At 51.2% G+C, this 15,843-nt stretch carries 14 protein-coding genes; 11 read left to right on the top strand and 3 right to left on the bottom strand.

Features of this window, described 5'->3' with window-relative positions:
- Window positions 1–30: 30 nt before the first annotated feature.
- A complete protein-coding gene (locus E1189_RS14320) occupies window positions 31–1,500 on the bottom strand; it encodes a hypothetical protein (RefSeq protein ID WP_155161008.1) in 1,470 nt (489 codons plus the stop codon).
- Window positions 1,501–1,669: 169 nt separating this feature from the next.
- Window positions 1,670–2,089 carry a CBS domain-containing protein gene (locus tag E1189_RS14315; protein ID WP_155161007.1) on the bottom strand — a complete coding sequence of 140 codons (420 nt, stop codon included), beginning with the start codon at window positions 2,087–2,089 and terminating at the stop codon, window positions 1,670–1,672.
- Between the two features lie 222 nt (window positions 2,090–2,311).
- Here E1189_RS14315 and ppa point away from each other — a divergent pair, with 222 nt between their 5' ends.
- The 11 genes from ppa (at window position 2,312) to purD (ending at window position 14,267) form a co-directional block, all read left to right on the top strand.
- A complete protein-coding gene (gene ppa / locus E1189_RS14310; protein ID WP_155161006.1) occupies window positions 2,312–2,839 on the top strand; it encodes an inorganic diphosphatase in 528 nt (175 codons plus the stop codon).
- Window positions 2,840–2,966: 127 nt separating this feature from the next.
- A complete protein-coding gene (dsbD, locus tag E1189_RS14305) occupies window positions 2,967–4,856 on the top strand; it encodes a protein-disulfide reductase DsbD (RefSeq protein WP_155161005.1) in 1,890 nt (629 codons plus the stop codon).
- A 148-nt stretch (window positions 4,857–5,004) separates the two neighbouring features.
- On the top strand, window positions 5,005–5,448 hold the full coding sequence (gene aroQ, locus E1189_RS14300) for a type II 3-dehydroquinate dehydratase (RefSeq protein ID WP_155161004.1): 444 nt from the start codon (window positions 5,005–5,007) through the stop codon (window positions 5,446–5,448).
- Between the two features lie 59 nt (window positions 5,449–5,507).
- Window positions 5,508–5,972, top strand: a complete 465-nt coding sequence (gene accB / locus E1189_RS14295; RefSeq protein WP_155161003.1) for an acetyl-CoA carboxylase biotin carboxyl carrier protein — start codon at window positions 5,508–5,510, stop codon at window positions 5,970–5,972.
- 19 nt (window positions 5,973–5,991) lie between these two features.
- A complete protein-coding gene (gene accC / locus E1189_RS14290) occupies window positions 5,992–7,332 on the top strand; it encodes an acetyl-CoA carboxylase biotin carboxylase subunit (protein WP_155161002.1) in 1,341 nt (446 codons plus the stop codon).
- Window positions 7,333–7,445: 113 nt separating this feature from the next.
- Window positions 7,446–8,327 (top strand): 50S ribosomal protein L11 methyltransferase, encoded by an 882-nt coding sequence (gene prmA / locus E1189_RS14285; RefSeq protein WP_155161001.1) that lies wholly within the window; start codon window positions 7,446–7,448, stop codon window positions 8,325–8,327.
- Window positions 8,328–8,416: 89 nt separating this feature from the next.
- Window positions 8,417–9,541 carry a zinc-ribbon and DUF3426 domain-containing protein gene (locus tag E1189_RS14280; RefSeq protein WP_155161000.1) on the top strand — a complete coding sequence of 375 codons (1,125 nt, stop codon included), beginning with the start codon at window positions 8,417–8,419 and terminating at the stop codon, window positions 9,539–9,541.
- 366 nt (window positions 9,542–9,907) lie between these two features.
- Window positions 9,908–10,846: a tRNA dihydrouridine synthase DusB gene (gene dusB / locus E1189_RS14275; RefSeq protein ID WP_196221441.1), complete on the top strand. Its 939-nt coding sequence runs from the start codon at window positions 9,908–9,910 to the stop codon at window positions 10,844–10,846.
- On the top strand, window positions 10,843–11,154 hold the full coding sequence (gene fis / locus E1189_RS14270; protein WP_155160998.1) for a DNA-binding transcriptional regulator Fis: 312 nt from the start codon (window positions 10,843–10,845) through the stop codon (window positions 11,152–11,154). Before dusB ends, fis begins: the two co-directional genes overlap by 4 nt.
- 161 nt (window positions 11,155–11,315) lie before the next feature.
- Window positions 11,316–12,902: a bifunctional phosphoribosylaminoimidazolecarboxamide formyltransferase/IMP cyclohydrolase gene (gene purH / locus E1189_RS14265; RefSeq protein WP_155160997.1), complete on the top strand. Its 1,587-nt coding sequence runs from the start codon at window positions 11,316–11,318 to the stop codon at window positions 12,900–12,902.
- Window positions 12,903–12,983: 81 nt separating this feature from the next.
- On the top strand, window positions 12,984–14,267 hold the full coding sequence (purD, locus tag E1189_RS14260) for a phosphoribosylamine--glycine ligase (RefSeq protein WP_155160996.1): 1,284 nt from the start codon (window positions 12,984–12,986) through the stop codon (window positions 14,265–14,267).
- A 109-nt stretch (window positions 14,268–14,376) separates the two neighbouring features.
- Here purD and hemE read toward each other — a convergent pair whose 3' ends face one another.
- Window positions 14,377–15,432 carry a uroporphyrinogen decarboxylase gene (gene hemE, locus E1189_RS14255; protein ID WP_329602049.1) on the bottom strand — a complete coding sequence of 352 codons (1,056 nt, stop codon included), beginning with the start codon at window positions 15,430–15,432 and terminating at the stop codon, window positions 14,377–14,379.
- Window positions 15,433–15,843: the final 411 nt, after the last annotated feature.

Below are 15,843 nucleotides of genomic sequence, written 5' to 3'. Positions count from 1 at the left end.
TGCTTGTAAAGCCCCTGAGTAACCCACAGATCACTCCTCACTATCACTGGTCACAGGTAGTGATATACCCGCATTACCACACCACTCATTTAACTCTTTCTGATAATCTTCGATGTACCCGCCAAGAACTCTGTGAATGAGCGAGCCCTGACTGTCTTCGGTAATAGGAAGGCCTATTGTTGTAGCGGCTCTATCCAGCAACTGTTGAGTCGACAGTCCCACTTCTTTCAATTTCGATTGCTGGGTTGGAATACGCCCATGCTTCCGACTATAGGCAAATAGCTCGTCGATAGTCGCTCTGGTCAGAGCATTCTTGATCATCACCAGCTCCTCTGCAGTAGGGGCGAGATCTGTCGCAGAACTGGCGGGGTTGGTCGCAACCGTCTGGAAACGAGACACAACATGACCGATCCGTGCACCGATGGCCTCTCGCGCGGATATTTCCTCTTCTGGAGTCAGTGGGCCACCCTCGAGAGATTGAGCTGCAATGTACCCTTCCCGATCATTATGGAAGTTAATAAGCTCCTGCCTTTCCTCACCGCTCAATCGTTTGGACTCTTCGAGACCGTTCAGAAGACGTTGCACTTCCGGGCCATGGGGAGCGCCTCTCACCTTAAAGGATGAGACTGATCCGTTTTGCTGCTTGAGTTTCTCTGACAGCGCTTTTCTTAGCTCTTCTGCTTTTCGCTCCTCATCCATTTCCTTCCGCTTTTTCGCATCAAGCTTATAACTATCAGCATCGGAGGCTCCCCCTGTTGAAGGTGGCCTCCTGGAATCATCATCAGAAGGTTTGCTCTTCTTGGAGGAGTCGCCATCATCACTATTGGTTTTCTTGGTGTTGTCCAGTGTAGGGGGAGGCCTGGTCCCCTGCCCCTCGGGGGCAGTAAGCATAGGGTTATCAATAAATCCGTTTGCAAATATAAGAATAAATGGCCCAACGCCCAACAGGAGAACCGGGCAAAAAGCACCACCGACAATACAGGCACCACAGCCTATCAAACCGACAGCCGTCTGGAATTTCTTGTTATGCATAACGAAGTCCATCACAGAGTTTGCACCTGATAAGAACTTCTCCATCTTTGACTTGGACTCCCCATCAATTTTTCCGCTCTTCTCCATATCATGTAGCTGAGAGCGCAGCCCATCCTTTGCTGTTGGCAGATCGCCCCCATTAACTCGCTCAAAAATAATTTTCCCCCCATTTTCCAGATCTAATTCTCCCCTAGGAGGAATGGGGGCGGAGGAGCTTTGGGTCAGAAGCGATGGTACATCTGAGTTTTCGGAAACCGTGCGTTCCCCAAGATTGGTTTGTGAGAAATCTGCTGATTTCGAGGCCCCAGAGTTTGTCGTCGAAGTGACAAGACTCTGGCTTGGTGAGTAGGATCGTGTCTTACGTCCACCAAAAATTGTTTCAGCTGCACTGGAGTCATTCGAAGAGCTGCTCTGAGTCACAGCCCGACTCAAAGGGCTGGGAGGAATACTGTTACTTGAGCCGGCCATAAATGCTCCCTGCATAAAGTCCGGGCTTGGATGCCCATCAACTACATCAAAAACAAGAATACCTATATCAAGAATAAGTATTAGCTTAGATGACGGGGGAAGTTGCCAGATAAGCGATATCCGGCAAAAAAGCGGCAGGAATATGACTGAATGCTGCGAACTGCGAGTATCAAGCCGTTGTTTTTATGGGTTTTTCGTAGAATTCCAGAACGGCTGTCATCAAGTCCTTCGGACTTAACATGCCAGCAATCAAGCCATCCTCATTCAGCACTGGTACTCTAAGGGCCTTCTCGGCCATACAGCGTTCATAAACATCCATAATACTTTCTGAGCAGCGAGCGGTAACAACATTTTGCTCCATGAACTCAGAAACCAGCCCGCTGCCCTGAGAGTAGTAGCTCCCGGTGAAAGTGCCCTGCAGGCAGTCTGTTTCTGATAGAATTCCCACCAGTCCATTATCCTCATTTACCACTGGTGCTGCCGTAATATTGTGCTTTAGCAGAACCCGGATGGCCTCAACAATCTCCATGCAGGGATTAAGGGAAACAACCGAGCGTGTCATGCACTCTTCAACAGTTATTGATCGCATAGCCACCTTTCCCGACTCCTTTTTGGAGCCTCTTCGAGCTTCGTTCAGCTTTCTTCCGAAAATAAACAAAACTAATGCCAATAAAATGGCACAAACACCTTTAATGCTATAGCCCTCCAAACTACAGCCTGCAAGAAAATAGGGCTGGAGCCACCAATGATGTGGTCTTATAATCCGCGAGCACCCGTACAACTCACCGACAAAAGCAGGGGTTTACACCTAATGAGCTTCGATAGCATTTCTCCTGGCAAGGATATCCCCAACGACATCTATGTTGTCATTGAGATTCCCGCCAACAGTGATCCCATCAAGTACGAAATCGATAAGGATACAAACTCCCTGTTTGTTGACCGTTTCATGTCAACACCCATGTTCTACCCAGCCAACTACGGCTATGTTCCTCAGACTCTGGCTGACGATGGCGACCCTCTGGATGTGCTGGTTGTCACGCCCTATCCAGTCGCTCCGGGCTCCGTTATCCGTTGCCGCCCTGTGGGTATGCTGAATATGTCTGACGAGAGCGGTCAGGATGAAAAAGTCATTGCTGTTCCCCACGACAAGCTCACCAAAATTTATAAAGATGTGAAGGAGTACACCGATCTTCCTCCCCTGCTGATCCAGCAGATCGAACACTTCTTTGAAAATTACAAAGACCTCGAAGAAGGTAAATGGGTGAAAATCGACGAGTGGAAAAACGCAGATGCGGCTCGCGAAGCCATTATCAAATCTGTAGAAGCTGGTAAAAAGTAACGTTCTTCGGGGCGGACACTCCTCTGCCCCATCCCCCCCTATCAAACATTCTCCTGAAATTTCCCGCTGGGAACTCATTGCCCTATTGTTGGCGTAAGACAACAATAGGCTGTAATCAACAGACTTTATGAGTCCTGAGCCAATGCACCCGGAACAACACTCTTTGAGCATTTTGAACGCTATGCCAAAAATATCGAGAGCATCACTCTTTTCCCTGTGTCTTATCCTGATGCTAGGGTTTTCATCTGTAGTTTCTGCAGTAAGCTTCAAGTCTCTTCTGGGTGGATCTTCAAGTTCTGATGAATATACTGATTCTGACTTTCTCCCCGTTGAAAAAGCCTTTCAGGTATCTGGAGAGATCGGTAACGGCGAGCTCATCATTCACTTTGCAGTAACACCTGAGCACTACCTCTATCGTCACATGTTTGGCTTCTCAGCTGTGAAGGCTGAGGCCACACAGCTGGGAGAGCCTGCTTTCCCAGCGGGGAAAATCAAATTTGATCCGTTTATGAAACAGGATGTGGAAATCTATCCGGAAGATCTGAGCGTCCACATCCCTATCACCACCTCTGAAGAGTTTCCAGAGATTCGCATCACGTTTCAGGGTTGTGCGGATGCGGGATTATGCTATCCGCCAACCACACAGAATATTATTCCGCTACAGACATCTGGAGCACCACAGGTTCAACCACAGCCGCTAACGACACAGGAAGACATTGAGGATAACTTTCTTTCCGCTCTCCTTGGCAACAGCAGCCTGATAAGTATTCTGGGCTTGTTCTTCGTTGGAGGTCTGGCACTCACATTCACCCCTTGTGTGCTGCCTATGATTCCCATCGTGTCAGCCATGGTGGCAAACAGTAACGGTTCCCGTTCACACAACATCCTGCTCACTGCCTGCTATGTGCTGGCTATGTCGGCCACCTACGCTATCGCCGGCATGCTGATGGGTTACTTCGGTGCCAGCCTGAACCTGCAGGCTCGCCTGCAATCCCCCTGGCTGCTCATCCCGTTTGCCATTCTGTTTGTGGCACTGGCCCTCTCCATGTTCGGGCTCTATGAACTGCAACTGCCTGAAAAGCTCCGGTCCCTGCTTACTCAGGCGGATCAGAAAAGTCAGGAGAAACGCAAAGGCACCTGGATAGGCGCCTCTCTGGCCGGTGTTTTCTCAACCTTGTTGGTGTCTCCCTGTGTATCAGCCCCGCTGGCAGGCGCACTGGTATATATCAGTGGAACCGGCGATATGGTGATTGGCGGCCTCTCCCTTTTCGCTCTTGGCCTCGGTATGGGTACACCGCTATTTATCGTAGGCGCTGGCGGAGCAAGCCTGCTTCCCAAAGCGGGCATGTGGATGAATGGCATCAAAGCGGTGTTTGGCGTGCTGATGCTGGGTGTGGCGATCTGGATGATTGAACGTCTGATCCCCGAGCCTGTCACCCTGCTGCTTTGGGGCACCCTTCTGGTGGGTTGTGCGGTTTATCTGGGAGCGCTGGATTTCAACAAGCGCACAGGCTGGCAGGCCTTCCGGCAGGTTGTTGGTATTCTCTCCCTGATTTACGGTGCCACTCTCTTTGTCGGTGGCATTCAGGGCAATACCAATCCTCTTCAGCCTCTGGATTCTGCTTCACAAAGTCACGCTGTGCTGAAGGAACACCCTGTCATTACAGTCAGCACCAGCGAAGACATGAATCGGGTTCTGGCGCAGGCATCTGCAGCGAACAGCCCGGTCATTGTCGACTTTTACGCAGATTGGTGCATTTCCTGCAAAATCTTCGAGCGGGATGTGCTTCCACAGCCGGAAGTTCAGGCTGCTTTGGAAGGTTATACATTCTTACGAATCGATCTTACTGAGAACTCCGCCGATCAGAGAGGCATCTTGCAGCAATATCAACTGTTTGGCCCACCAGCCTTTCTTTTCTTCAACAAAGCCGGTGAGGAGCTGGATGTTCTGCGCAAACAGGGTGAAATTGATGCAAAAACATTCACCTCACTCCTGAACAGAGCAAACATCTCGTAAAGCGCCAGTAAAATTTCGCTGAGAAAATAAGTAAACATGTTTATAACGTGCTGTAACATCCATGATATAGACTACTTATTAGGCATGGGGCACAATACTGCCCTACTTACCATTTATTTACTGGCGAGAATCAAGCGAGAGCTTACCGATGGCCTCAATCCTCGTATTGCACGGTCCAAACCTGAATTTACTGGGCACCCGGGAACCGGGTGTCTACGGATCAACGACTTTGGACGACATCAATCAGACCCTTACCGAGCAGGCAAAAGCTGCAGGTCATCACCTGCAGGTTATGCAGAGTAATGCCGAATACGAACTGATTGAACGCATCCATGATGCCGCCCAGCAAGGTATAGACTTCCTGATCATCAATCCGGCGGCATTCACCCATACGAGCGTTGCCTTGCGAGATGCCATTCTTGGGGTATCCCTGCCCTTTATCGAAGTGCACATCTCCAATGTCCACAGTCGGGAGCCATTCCGCCACCACTCATATTTCTCAGATGTTGCCGTTGGAGTCATCTGCGGGTTGGGAGCGGCAGGCTACGAATACGCCTTACAGTCTGCCATGAAACATCTCGACGCCGCCTGAGCGCAGCACTGCTCCCCCTAAACATTGAACTTATAAGCAAAAGCTAACCGGAATTGAGCATGGATATTCGTAAAGTCAAAAAACTGATCGAGCTTCTTGAGGAGTCCGGCATCGACGAGCTGGAAATTCACGAAGGTGAAGAATCCGTTCGCATCAGCCGTAACAGCAGCGTTCCCCCTGCACAGCAAACTGTTATGGCTGCAGCCGCACCTGTACAGGCTGCTGCAGCCCCTGCTCCCGTTACAGCCGAACCAGCACCTGCCGCTGAGCCTGCCGAGCCTGTTCTGTCCGGCCATCAGGTACACTCACCCATGGTAGGTACCTTCTACCGCTCTCCTTCTCCAAGCTCCGCCGCCTTCATTGAAGTGGGCAGCCACGTGAAAGAAGGCGACGTTCTGTGCATCGTTGAAGCCATGAAGATGATGAACCAGATCAAAGCCGACAAAGCCGGCATGATTGAAGCGGTTCTAGTTGAAAACGGCTCCCCGGTTGAGTTTGATCAGCCTCTGTTCACTATCGTCTGATTGGCAGGTACTGAATCCCATGCTGGAAAAAGTTCTTATTGCCAACCGGGGTGAAATCGCCCTGCGCATCCTTCGCGCCTGCAAAGAGATGGGTATTAAAACGGTTGCCGTACACTCCAAGGCTGACGAAAACCTGATGCACGTTCGTCTTGCAGACGAAACCGTGTGCATCGGCCCCAACAGCGCCGCCGACAGCTATCTGAACATCCCTGCCATCATCAGTGCAGCGGAAGTCACAGACGCTCAGGCTATTCATCCGGGCTATGGTTTCCTCGCAGAAAACGCCGACTTTGCAGAGCAGGTTGAGCGCAGCGGCTTTACCTTTATTGGCCCGTCCGCAGATGTCATTCGCCTTATGGGTGACAAGGTGTCTGCTATCAAAGCCATGAAGAAGGCAGGCGTACCAACGGTTCCTGGTTCTGACGGCCCACTGACAGATGACCACGAGCGTACACTAAAGATCGCCCGTCAGATCGGCTACCCGGTGATCATCAAAGCCGCAGGCGGTGGCGGTGGCCGTGGTATGCGCGCTGTGCACCGTGAGCAGGGTCTGCTGAATGCCATCAGCGTAACCCGTACCGAAGCCGGTGCTGCATTCAATAATGATGTCGTGTATCTGGAAAAGTTCCTGGAAACCCCTCGTCACGTAGAGGTGCAGGTTCTTTCTGATGGTCAGGGCAACGCTATTCATCTGGGCGACCGTGACTGCTCCTTGCAGCGTCGTCACCAGAAAGTTATCGAAGAGGCACCAGCTCCCGGCATCCCGGAAGAAGCCCGCCAGCGCATCTTCAAGGCCTGCACCGATGCCTGTATCGAGATTGGCTACCGTGGCGCAGGGACTTTCGAGTTCCTGTATCAAGGCGGCGAGTTCTACTTTATCGAGATGAACACCCGTGTTCAGGTAGAGCATCCGGTATCAGAAGAGATTTCCGGTTTCGATATCATCAAGGAACAGCTGCGCATCGCCAACGGCGAAACCCTGTCTGTGACTCAGGACGATATCAAATTCAATGGCCACGCTATTGAGTGCCGTATCAACGCGGAAGACCCAAAAACCTTTATGCCATCCCCCGGCAAGCTGACCCAGCTGCATATGCCTGGCGGTAACGGTGTGCGGGTAGATTCCCACCTGTATCATGGTTACACAGTACCCCCGTTCTATGACTCCATGATCGCCAAACTGATCACCTGGGGCCCGGATCGTGAAACCGCCCTCATCCGTATGCGCAACGCACTGGATGAGCTGGTGATTGAAGGCATCCGCACCAACACACCTCTCCACCAGGAGCTGGTGCGAGATACGAGCTTTATGGAAGGTGGCGTGAACATCCACTACCTGACCAAGAAGCTCGAAAGCTAATCCACTCCTCTGGAATGGTTTTATAGAACGGCTATCGTTTGACAGCCGTTCCTGCTCTCTCTACTCTCCCGCTCAAATTCCCCTTCCTGAATACCTTTAGGCACTAAGACCTTATGTCCTGGATTCAACTGAAACTTGATACCTCCCCTGAACAGTCGTCCGCTCTGGAAGATCTCCTGCTGGAGTACGGCGCCTGTGCGGTGACTTATCAGGATGGCTGTGACCAACCTCTGTACGAACCTGACCTGGGCACCACTCCCCTGTGGAACAACCTTCGTCTGTTCGGATTGTTCGCTGCCGATACCGATATGGACGATGTCATCGCCCAGCTTAACAACACTGTACCCGGTAGTTTCACCGCACACCGTGTTGAGATTGTGGAAGACAAGGACTGGGAGCGTGAGTGGATGACTCACTTTCATCCTATGCAGTTTGGCGAGCGCCTGTGGGTGTGCCCAAGCTGGAAGGATGTTCCCAACCCGGATGCGGTCAACCTGATGCTGGACCCGGGCCTTGCCTTTGGCACCGGTACTCACCCAACCACGGCTCTGTGCCTTAAGTGGCTGGACGGTCAGGATCTGGATGGTAAGCAGGTAATTGATTACGGCTGCGGCTCCGGCATTCTCGCCATTGCGGCTTTGCTGCTGGGTGCCAGGCACGCTGTAGGCGTAGATACCGACCCACAGGCTCTGGAAGCCTCCCGCGACAATGCTAATCGCAACAAGATTGAAGACGGCCTGCTGCACGTTTACTATCCCAAAGACACTCCTGATGTTCTGGCCGACGTCATGGTGGCCAATATTCTGGCCGGCCCCCTTGTCAGTCTGTCTGAGACCATTGCCAACCACACGGCACCCGGCGGCAAGCTGGCTCTTTCCGGTATTCTGGCGGAGCAGGCGGAAGATGTTCTGGAAGCCTACAGCCAGTGGTTCACTATGGATCCGGTAACAGAGCTGGAGGGATGGGTAAGATTGAGTGGTACTCGTAAAAACTGATCTGGCCGTTAGTTTTTACCCCGCAAAGCTGGCAGAATGAAACCAATAGATAAAAATCATCTGCCAGTTTCCTCTTTATAATTCAAAACATGCAAGCATCAACTCACGAGCACGGTTCCGCAGAATCCTGGATCACTAGCTGTCCTCAGTGCAGCACTGCATTTCGTATCACCCGCCAGCATTTAATGGCTGCTAAAGGAGCTGTTCGTTGCGGATCGTGTCTGCATGTCTTTAGTGCATCCAGCTTTATCGTAGGTGGCACGTTACCAGAAGAGTTAAAATTCCAGCCTGCTCCTCAAAAGCCGCAACCACAATCACAACCAGAAGCCACACATAACTCCCTGGACTTTTCAGAAGATGCCTTAGCAATAGACTCTTCTAAAAACTCCAGCAGTTACTCTAGCTCGGAAGCTGAGTCCGACACCTATGAGGAGGATGAGGCTTGGGCAAGAGCCATGCTGGAAGAGATGGAGCTGGATGAAGATGAAGATCACGAAGAAATCGAGTCAGCCTCTGAACAGGTTTTCGAACCAGCTCCTGCACCGACTAAACCTCAGCCTCAGCCTCAAAAGTCAATAAGCCCCAAACAGAAAGCCAAAACAAAAGAGAAACCCAGAGCTGAAAAGAAAACAGCAAAACCAGAACCCAAACAAGAGGCAAAGGCTAAACCAAAACCCGCATCCACACTCAGCAGCCTGAACAGTGACCCTCTCGATCTTAGCTACAGAAAGCAAAGTCTATGGCAGAAACTACTCTGGCCTGCAGCCTGCGCTCTGGCATTCATGGCTTTAATCCTCCAATACGGGTGGGCAAACTTTGCCAACATCAGCAAAGACCCAAGCCTTCGACCTCTGGCCACAAAGGTTTGCAATCTACTGCCCTGTCAGTTGCCCGAGCAAAGGGATATCACCAAAATTCAGGTCAGCCACATCGTAATTCGTCCAGACAGAAACTATCAAAATGCTTTGACAATTGACGCAATTATCACCAATGAGGCTAGCTTTAAACAGGCTTACCCGAGCCTTATGATGACATTTTTTGGTATGGAGGAGGGCATAATTGGTCAAAGAGTACTCACACCGGATCAATACCTCTCTGGAGAAGCGGCCGGCGCACTGGATATGCCAGTACGACAACCTATCCATCTTGCTATAAGCGTTATAAACCCCAGTAAAAAGCTACACTCTGTTGACTTATCATTTACACACCCATAACACACTACACGTATTTGACCTGAATCACTCCCTCTGACTCAGGTCAACAACTAATCAAATTACCAACCCAAATCCTTGCCATTTTTTTGAAATCCTCCAACATGGCATGGCCTGATACTTGTACAGCAATGCACCGGAATCTACGTCTAGTAGTGCAATTCCGCTCATCTGCTGTCTGTGTCCGCCCTGTTGATAACACGTATCAATGGAGTGGCATCCGGCTTTATCCGAGAGTACGGACGGGTTATGATACCCGACCAATACGGTTAATTTTTAACCAGTGAGTATCCCAGAACTTTTTGAGTGTAAACCACGTTGCTGAAAATCGGCCCCTATCAGATATCATCCCCGGTTGTCCTGGCCCCAATGGCAGGTGTAACCGATCGTCCTTTCCGTAAGCTGTGTCTGCAGCAAGGCGCGGGGCTGGTTGTGTCTGAAATGGTCACCAGTGATGTGCGCCTGTGGAACACCCGCAAATCACGTTTGCGCCTGGACCATACTGGAGAACCTGAACCCCGCTCGGTACAAATTGCAGGTGGCGACCCGGCTATGATGGCGGAAGCAGCCCAGCGTAATGCTGAGATGGGTGCACAAATCATTGACATCAATATGGGCTGCCCAGCAAAAAAAGTCTGCAATAAGGCCGCAGGCTCCGCCTTGATGAAAGATGAAAAGCTTGTTGAAGAGATTCTTAAAGCTGTTGTGGCAGCGGTTGATATTCCGGTTACCCTCAAAATCCGCACGGGCTGGAGCCCGGATCAACGCAATGGCGTCACCATTGCCCGCATGGCAGAAGACTACGGCATTCAGGCGCTGGCCGTTCATGGCCGGACCCGAAGCTGCATGTATAAAGGCGAAGCGGAGTATGACACTATTGCAAAAATCTGCTCCACCCTGTCTATACCTGTCATAGCCAACGGTGATATCACATCACCGGACAAAGCCCGCCAAGTGCTGGATTACACGGGTGCGCAAGGGGTTATGATTGGTCGTGCGGCCCAGGGCAAACCCTGGATTTTCAGGGAAATTGCTCACTATCTGGAACATAACGAGTATCTGTCTGCACCCTCAACCGAAGCAGTCTGTGACATCCTGCTCGCTCACTTACAGGATCTGCACACCTTCTACGGCGATGTGATGGGTACCCGAATCGCTCGCAAACACGTTGGCTGGTACCTCCAGGCCACTGAAAATGCTGCACCGTTCCGGAAGACTTTTAACCAGTTGGAGACACCCTCGGCCCAGATTGCCGGAATCAGGGAATATTTTGCGCATATGATCGAAGGAAAGGAGTTTGCGGCATGACGGTGACTGAAATTGCAATCCAGGAAACATCCTCGGTTGGCACAACCGGTCAGCATCTGACCAGCCCGGTTTCACAGGAAACCCAGACACTGCGTGACAGTGTCGAGAAGGCAATGAACAACTATTTTGCCCACTTGGAAGGGCACGACGTTACGAACGTCTATAACATGGTGCTGTCAGAAGTTGAAGCACCGCTGCTGGAATGCGTAATGGCCTATGTAAAGGGCAACCAGACACGGGCCTCTGTAATGCTGGGCCTGAACCGAGGGACCCTTCGGAAAAAGTTAAAACAGTACGGGTTATTGTAACGAATTGAAAAAAACAGGCGCCAGGCGCCTGTTTTTTTATTTGGGGTGTTGCAGCTTTTCAGCGAATGCTGTTTCATACGCCAAAAATTGCCAGGAAGGCAGAAAAATCCGGAGCACCACCCAGCTCCCGCTACGCTTAACGACCCAAAAGCGAGACTGTAATGTCTGACAACCCTAGTATCCGTCCTGTACGCAGAGCTCTGATTAGCGTTTCTGATAAACAGGGGGTAGTGGAGTTTGCCCGCCGCCTGACGGCTCTCGGTATTGAAATTCTGTCTACCGGTGGCACATTCCGTCTGCTCAGTGAAAGCAGCATTCCGGTCACAGAAGTGTCTGATTACACCGGCTTCCCCGAAATGATGGATGGCAGAGTGAAAACTCTCCACCCGAAGATTCATGGTGGTATCCTTGCCCGTCGCGGCCAGGACGACGAAGTGATTGCCGCCCATGGTATCAATCCCATCGATATGGTGGTGGTCAACCTGTACCCCTTTGAGAAAACCGTTGCCGACCCTGAATGCACTCTGGACAATGCTATTGAGAACATCGATATCGGCGGCCCGACTATGGTGCGAGCCACGGCAAAAAACCATAGATATACTGCTATCGTCGTTAATGCTGACAAATACGAACACATCGCCGAGACTCTGGAAAGCGAAGGCGGCCTGAACGACAGCCTGCGTTTCCAGCTGGCCGTCGAAGCCTTTGAGCACACAGCCGCTTACGATGCGGCCATCGCCAATCACCTTGGCCTGCGTGACTTCGAACAGCCAGAACAAAAGTCCAACTTCCCCCGCACCTTTAATACGCAATTCGTGAAGTCTGCAGAGATGCGTTACGGGGAAAACTCTCACCAGAAGGCGGCACTGTACGTTGAAAGCAATGCAACAGGAGCTAGCGTTGCCACTGCCGAAGTTCTGCAGGGCAAAGCCCTCTCTTACAACAACATTGCCGATACCGATGCAGCTCTGGAGTGTGTTAAGAGCTTTGATCAGCCCGCCTGCGTAATTGTCAAGCACGCCAACCCCTGCGGCGTAGCCATCGGCACTGATATTCACGAAGCCTACATCCGCGCGTACTCAACCGATCCTACCTCAGCCTTTGGCGGCATTATTGCTTTCAACCGTCCGCTGGATGCGACCACTGCCCATGCAATTGTGGATCGTCAGTTTGTGGAAGTGATTATCGCCCCCTCTATTAGCGATGAATGCCGTGACATTCTTGCCGCCAAGCCAAACGTACGCATATTGGCCTGCGGTCAGCTGCCAGAATCGCCAACCTCATTCCTCGACTTCAAACGTGTGAACGGCGGCCTGCTGGTTCAGGATGCTGACATCGGCCGTGTTACTTCGGAAGAGCTAAAGGTTGTGACCGAACGCATCCCCACTGATGCCGAAATGCGTGATCTGCAATTCGCCTGGAAAGTGGCAAAATACGTGAAGTCCAATGCCATTGTATACTGCAAGGATCACCAGACTATTGGTGTGGGCGCAGGTCAGATGAGCCGCGTATACAGCGCCAAAATTGCTGGCATTAAGGCTGCAGATGAAGGATTGGAAGTGCGCGGCTCTGTTATGGCATCCGATGCTTTCTTCCCCTTCCGAGATGGTATTGATGCGGCAGCAGCTGCAGGCATTTCTGCCGTTATTCAGCCCGGCGGCTCCATGCGGGATCAAGATGTGATTGATGCGGCAAACGAAGCTGGCATGGCCATGGTATTTACCGGCATGCGTCACTTCCGTCACTAAGGTATTTAAATATCTCAACGCTCGCGCAGAAACGGTTCACCCGCCGTTTCTGTTCAACTAAAGATCAAAGGATCTGAAGTTATGAAAATTCTGATTATTGGCAGCGGCGGCCGCGAACATGCGCTGGCCTGGAAAGCACAACAGTCTCCACTCAGCTCAGAGGTATTTGTCGCCCCCGGAAATGCGGGAACAGCCTTTCAGGAAGGCGTCTCCAACGTTGCTATTGAAGCCACCGATATTGAAAAGCTGATCGACTTCGCCAAAGACACTGGCATTGATCTGACCATCGTTGGCCCTGAAGCCCCTCTGGTTATGGGGATCGTGGATCGCTTTAAGCAGGAAGGCCTAACCATCTTCGGCCCAGATCAGGGCTCCGCCCAGCTGGAAGGCTCCAAGGCTTTCACCAAAGATTTCCTCGCCAGATACAACATTCCCACCGCCGCCTATGCAAACTTCACTGAAATCGAACCTGCTGTCGCTTATATCAAGCAGCAGGGTGCTCCGATTGTTGTGAAGGCTGACGGGCTGGCTGCCGGTAAAGGCGTTATCCTTGCACAAACCGAAGCAGAGGCTATTGCTGCTGTAGAGGATATGCTGGCTGGTAATGCATTTGGAGAAGCTGGCCACCGGGTTGTCATCGAAGAGTTTTTGCTTGGAGAAGAAGCCAGCTTTATTGTGATGGTAGATGGTAAAAATATCTTACCACTGGCCACCAGCCAGGATCACAAGGCCAGAGATAATGGCGACACCGGCCCCAATACCGGCGGTATGGGTGCTTACTCTCCCGCTCCCGCTGTAACGCCCGCTATGCACACTCGCATTATGGAAGATGTGATTCATCCCACGATTGAGGGTATGGCGAAAGAAGGTTATCAGTATCAGGGCTTTCTGTACGCGGGCATTATGATTGCCCACGACGGCACACCCAAGGTACTGGAATACAACTGCCGCTTTGGTGACCCGGAAACCCAGCCCATTCTGATGCGTATGAAATCTGACTTGGTTGAACTGTGTTTAGCCGGTGCTAATGGCGAGCTGGCTGAAAAAACCTGCGAGTGGGATTCCCGTGCCGCACTGGGTGTTGTAATGGCGGCTGGCGGTTATCCTGGATCATACCGTAAAGGCGATATCATCTCCGGTATGGATCAAGTGTCCGGTGCTATGGTTTTCCAAGCCGGTACAAAAGAAAAAGATGGCACTGTTATCACCCACGGTGGCCGGGTACTGTGCGTAACAGCTCTCGGTAAGACTGTTGCAATCGCCCAAACCCAAGCCTATGAAGCCGTGGAGAAAATCAGTTGGGATAACTGCTACTTCCGTACAGATATCGGCCATCGGGCTATTGCCAGAGAAATTTCTGAGTAAAAGTACATTTTATACTCACAAATAACCACTCACGTTATACTGCCGACATAACAAACCACAGCCTGACCCACCATCAGGCTGTGGACGCTTAAGCTTCTTCCAGTACGAGTTATCGCCCCGATAACTCATGCACTGCATCCACAAATGCTCCCGCATGCTCGGGGTCAACAAACTGGTGAATGCCATGACCAAGGTTAAAGACATGGCCAGAGCCTGAACCATAAGCGTCCAGAATACGTTTTACTTCCTCACGAATCCGCTTCGGAGATGCATACAGCACGCAAGGATCCATATTACCCTGCAGAGCCACCTTATCTCCAACCCGTTTGCGAGCTACATCGATATCTGTCGTCCAGTCCAGGCCGAGAGCGTCGACGCCTGTTGCAGCCATGGATTCCAGCCACTGACCGCCATTCTTAGTGAACAGGATGACTGGCACTTTGCGGCCTTCATTTTCCCGCAGCAGGCCGGCAACGATCTTCTCCATATATTTCAGGGAGAATTCCTGATACTCCCTGCTACCCAGAACACCGCCCCAAGTATCAAAAATCTGCACAGTCTGGGCACCCGCAACAATCTGGGCATTGAGATAATCAGTAACAGAGTTCGCCAACCGCTCCAACAGAGCATGTAACACATGGGGCTGGTCAAACATCATTGCTTTAATATGACGGAAGTCTTTGGTACTTCCCCCTTCTACCATATAGGTCGCCAGAGTCCACGGGCTACCGGAAAAGCCAATGAGAGGCACTCGCCCATTCAGCTCTCGGCGAATGGTGCGCACCGCATTCATCACATAGTCGAGCTCATCGTCCATACGAGGCTGAATCAGCCCTTTCACATCCTCTGCGCTTCTGACAACTTTGCGGAATTTCGGCCCTTCACCGACTTCGAAATACAACCCCTGCCCCATGGCATCGGGGATAGTCAGAATATCCGAAAACAGGATGGCAGCATCCAGAGGGTATCGCTCCAGAGGCTGCAGGGTAACCTCACAAGCCAGATCTGCATTCTTGCACAGGCTGAGAAAATCCCCCGCCCGGCTTCGGGTTTCACGGTACTCTGGCAGGTAACGCCCTGCCTGACGCATCATCCACACAGGAGTGTAATCAACAGGCTCTTTTAGCAGAGCCCTTAGAAAAGTATCATTTTTAAGTTGTGTCACGCTCTATCCCCCAGCAGGAAAGGCCAGCAAAAGTAGCGCCTTTTCCGTAGTGAAAAACTGTGATGGGACTGTAACTGATTCCAGATTGCACATACACCGAAACCTGCCAGACTGATTCGGTTGCTCGCAAACTGATGAGAGAATGGCGCAATCACGGTGTAAATCAATGCAAAAAGTTAAAAAAGATTTGATTTTTTATTCGAATTTTTAAAAATGGCTGTTTTTTTCTTGACCGGTATCAAGGCAACTCGGTAATGAGGCGTTAATATCCCGCCAGAATCACCAGCGATAAAACCCTGCCTCCAGCTGTGCTTATGGAAGGGTGGCAATAATTTCAATCAGAAGTCTGCACGCAGTGTTATAGACATACGGCGTATTTATTGAGTACTTCTGGTTTCAGACAACGCAAAA

Source organism: Parendozoicomonas verongulae (assembly GCF_009711465.1).
GTDB lineage: Bacteria > Pseudomonadota > Gammaproteobacteria > Pseudomonadales > Endozoicomonadaceae > Sansalvadorimonas > Sansalvadorimonas verongulae.
Note: the sequence above shows the minus strand (reverse complement) of the source record. Positions and strands in the feature narration are given on the sequence as shown.

Excerpts from the sequence above, each read along its gene's own strand:
- purD (WP_155160996.1), top strand. The coding sequence starts at position 12,984 with ATGAAAATTCTGATTATTGGCAGCGGCGGCCGCGAACATGCGCTGGCC.
- aroQ (WP_155161004.1), top strand. The coding sequence starts at position 5,005 with ATGGCCTCAATCCTCGTATTGCACGGTCCAAACCTGAATTTACTGGGC.
- dsbD (WP_155161005.1), top strand. The coding sequence starts at position 2,967 with ATGAGTCCTGAGCCAATGCACCCGGAACAACACTCTTTGAGCATTTTG.
- E1189_RS14280 (WP_155161000.1), top strand. The coding sequence starts at position 8,417 with ATGCAAGCATCAACTCACGAGCACGGTTCCGCAGAATCCTGGATCACT.
- E1189_RS14315 (WP_155161007.1), bottom strand. The coding sequence starts at position 2,089 with ATGCGATCAATAACTGTTGAAGAGTGCATGACACGCTCGGTTGTTTCC.
- prmA (WP_155161001.1), top strand. The coding sequence starts at position 7,446 with ATGTCCTGGATTCAACTGAAACTTGATACCTCCCCTGAACAGTCGTCC.
- dusB (WP_196221441.1), top strand. The coding sequence starts at position 9,908 with ATGGCAGGTGTAACCGATCGTCCTTTCCGTAAGCTGTGTCTGCAGCAA.
- E1189_RS14320 (WP_155161008.1), bottom strand. The coding sequence starts at position 1,500 with ATGGCCGGCTCAAGTAACAGTATTCCTCCCAGCCCTTTGAGTCGGGCT.
- purH (WP_155160997.1), top strand. The coding sequence starts at position 11,316 with ATGTCTGACAACCCTAGTATCCGTCCTGTACGCAGAGCTCTGATTAGC.
- accB (WP_155161003.1), top strand. The coding sequence starts at position 5,508 with ATGGATATTCGTAAAGTCAAAAAACTGATCGAGCTTCTTGAGGAGTCC.
- accC (WP_155161002.1), top strand. The coding sequence starts at position 5,992 with ATGCTGGAAAAAGTTCTTATTGCCAACCGGGGTGAAATCGCCCTGCGC.
- fis (WP_155160998.1), top strand. The coding sequence starts at position 10,843 with ATGACGGTGACTGAAATTGCAATCCAGGAAACATCCTCGGTTGGCACA.
- ppa (WP_155161006.1), top strand. The coding sequence starts at position 2,312 with ATGAGCTTCGATAGCATTTCTCCTGGCAAGGATATCCCCAACGACATC.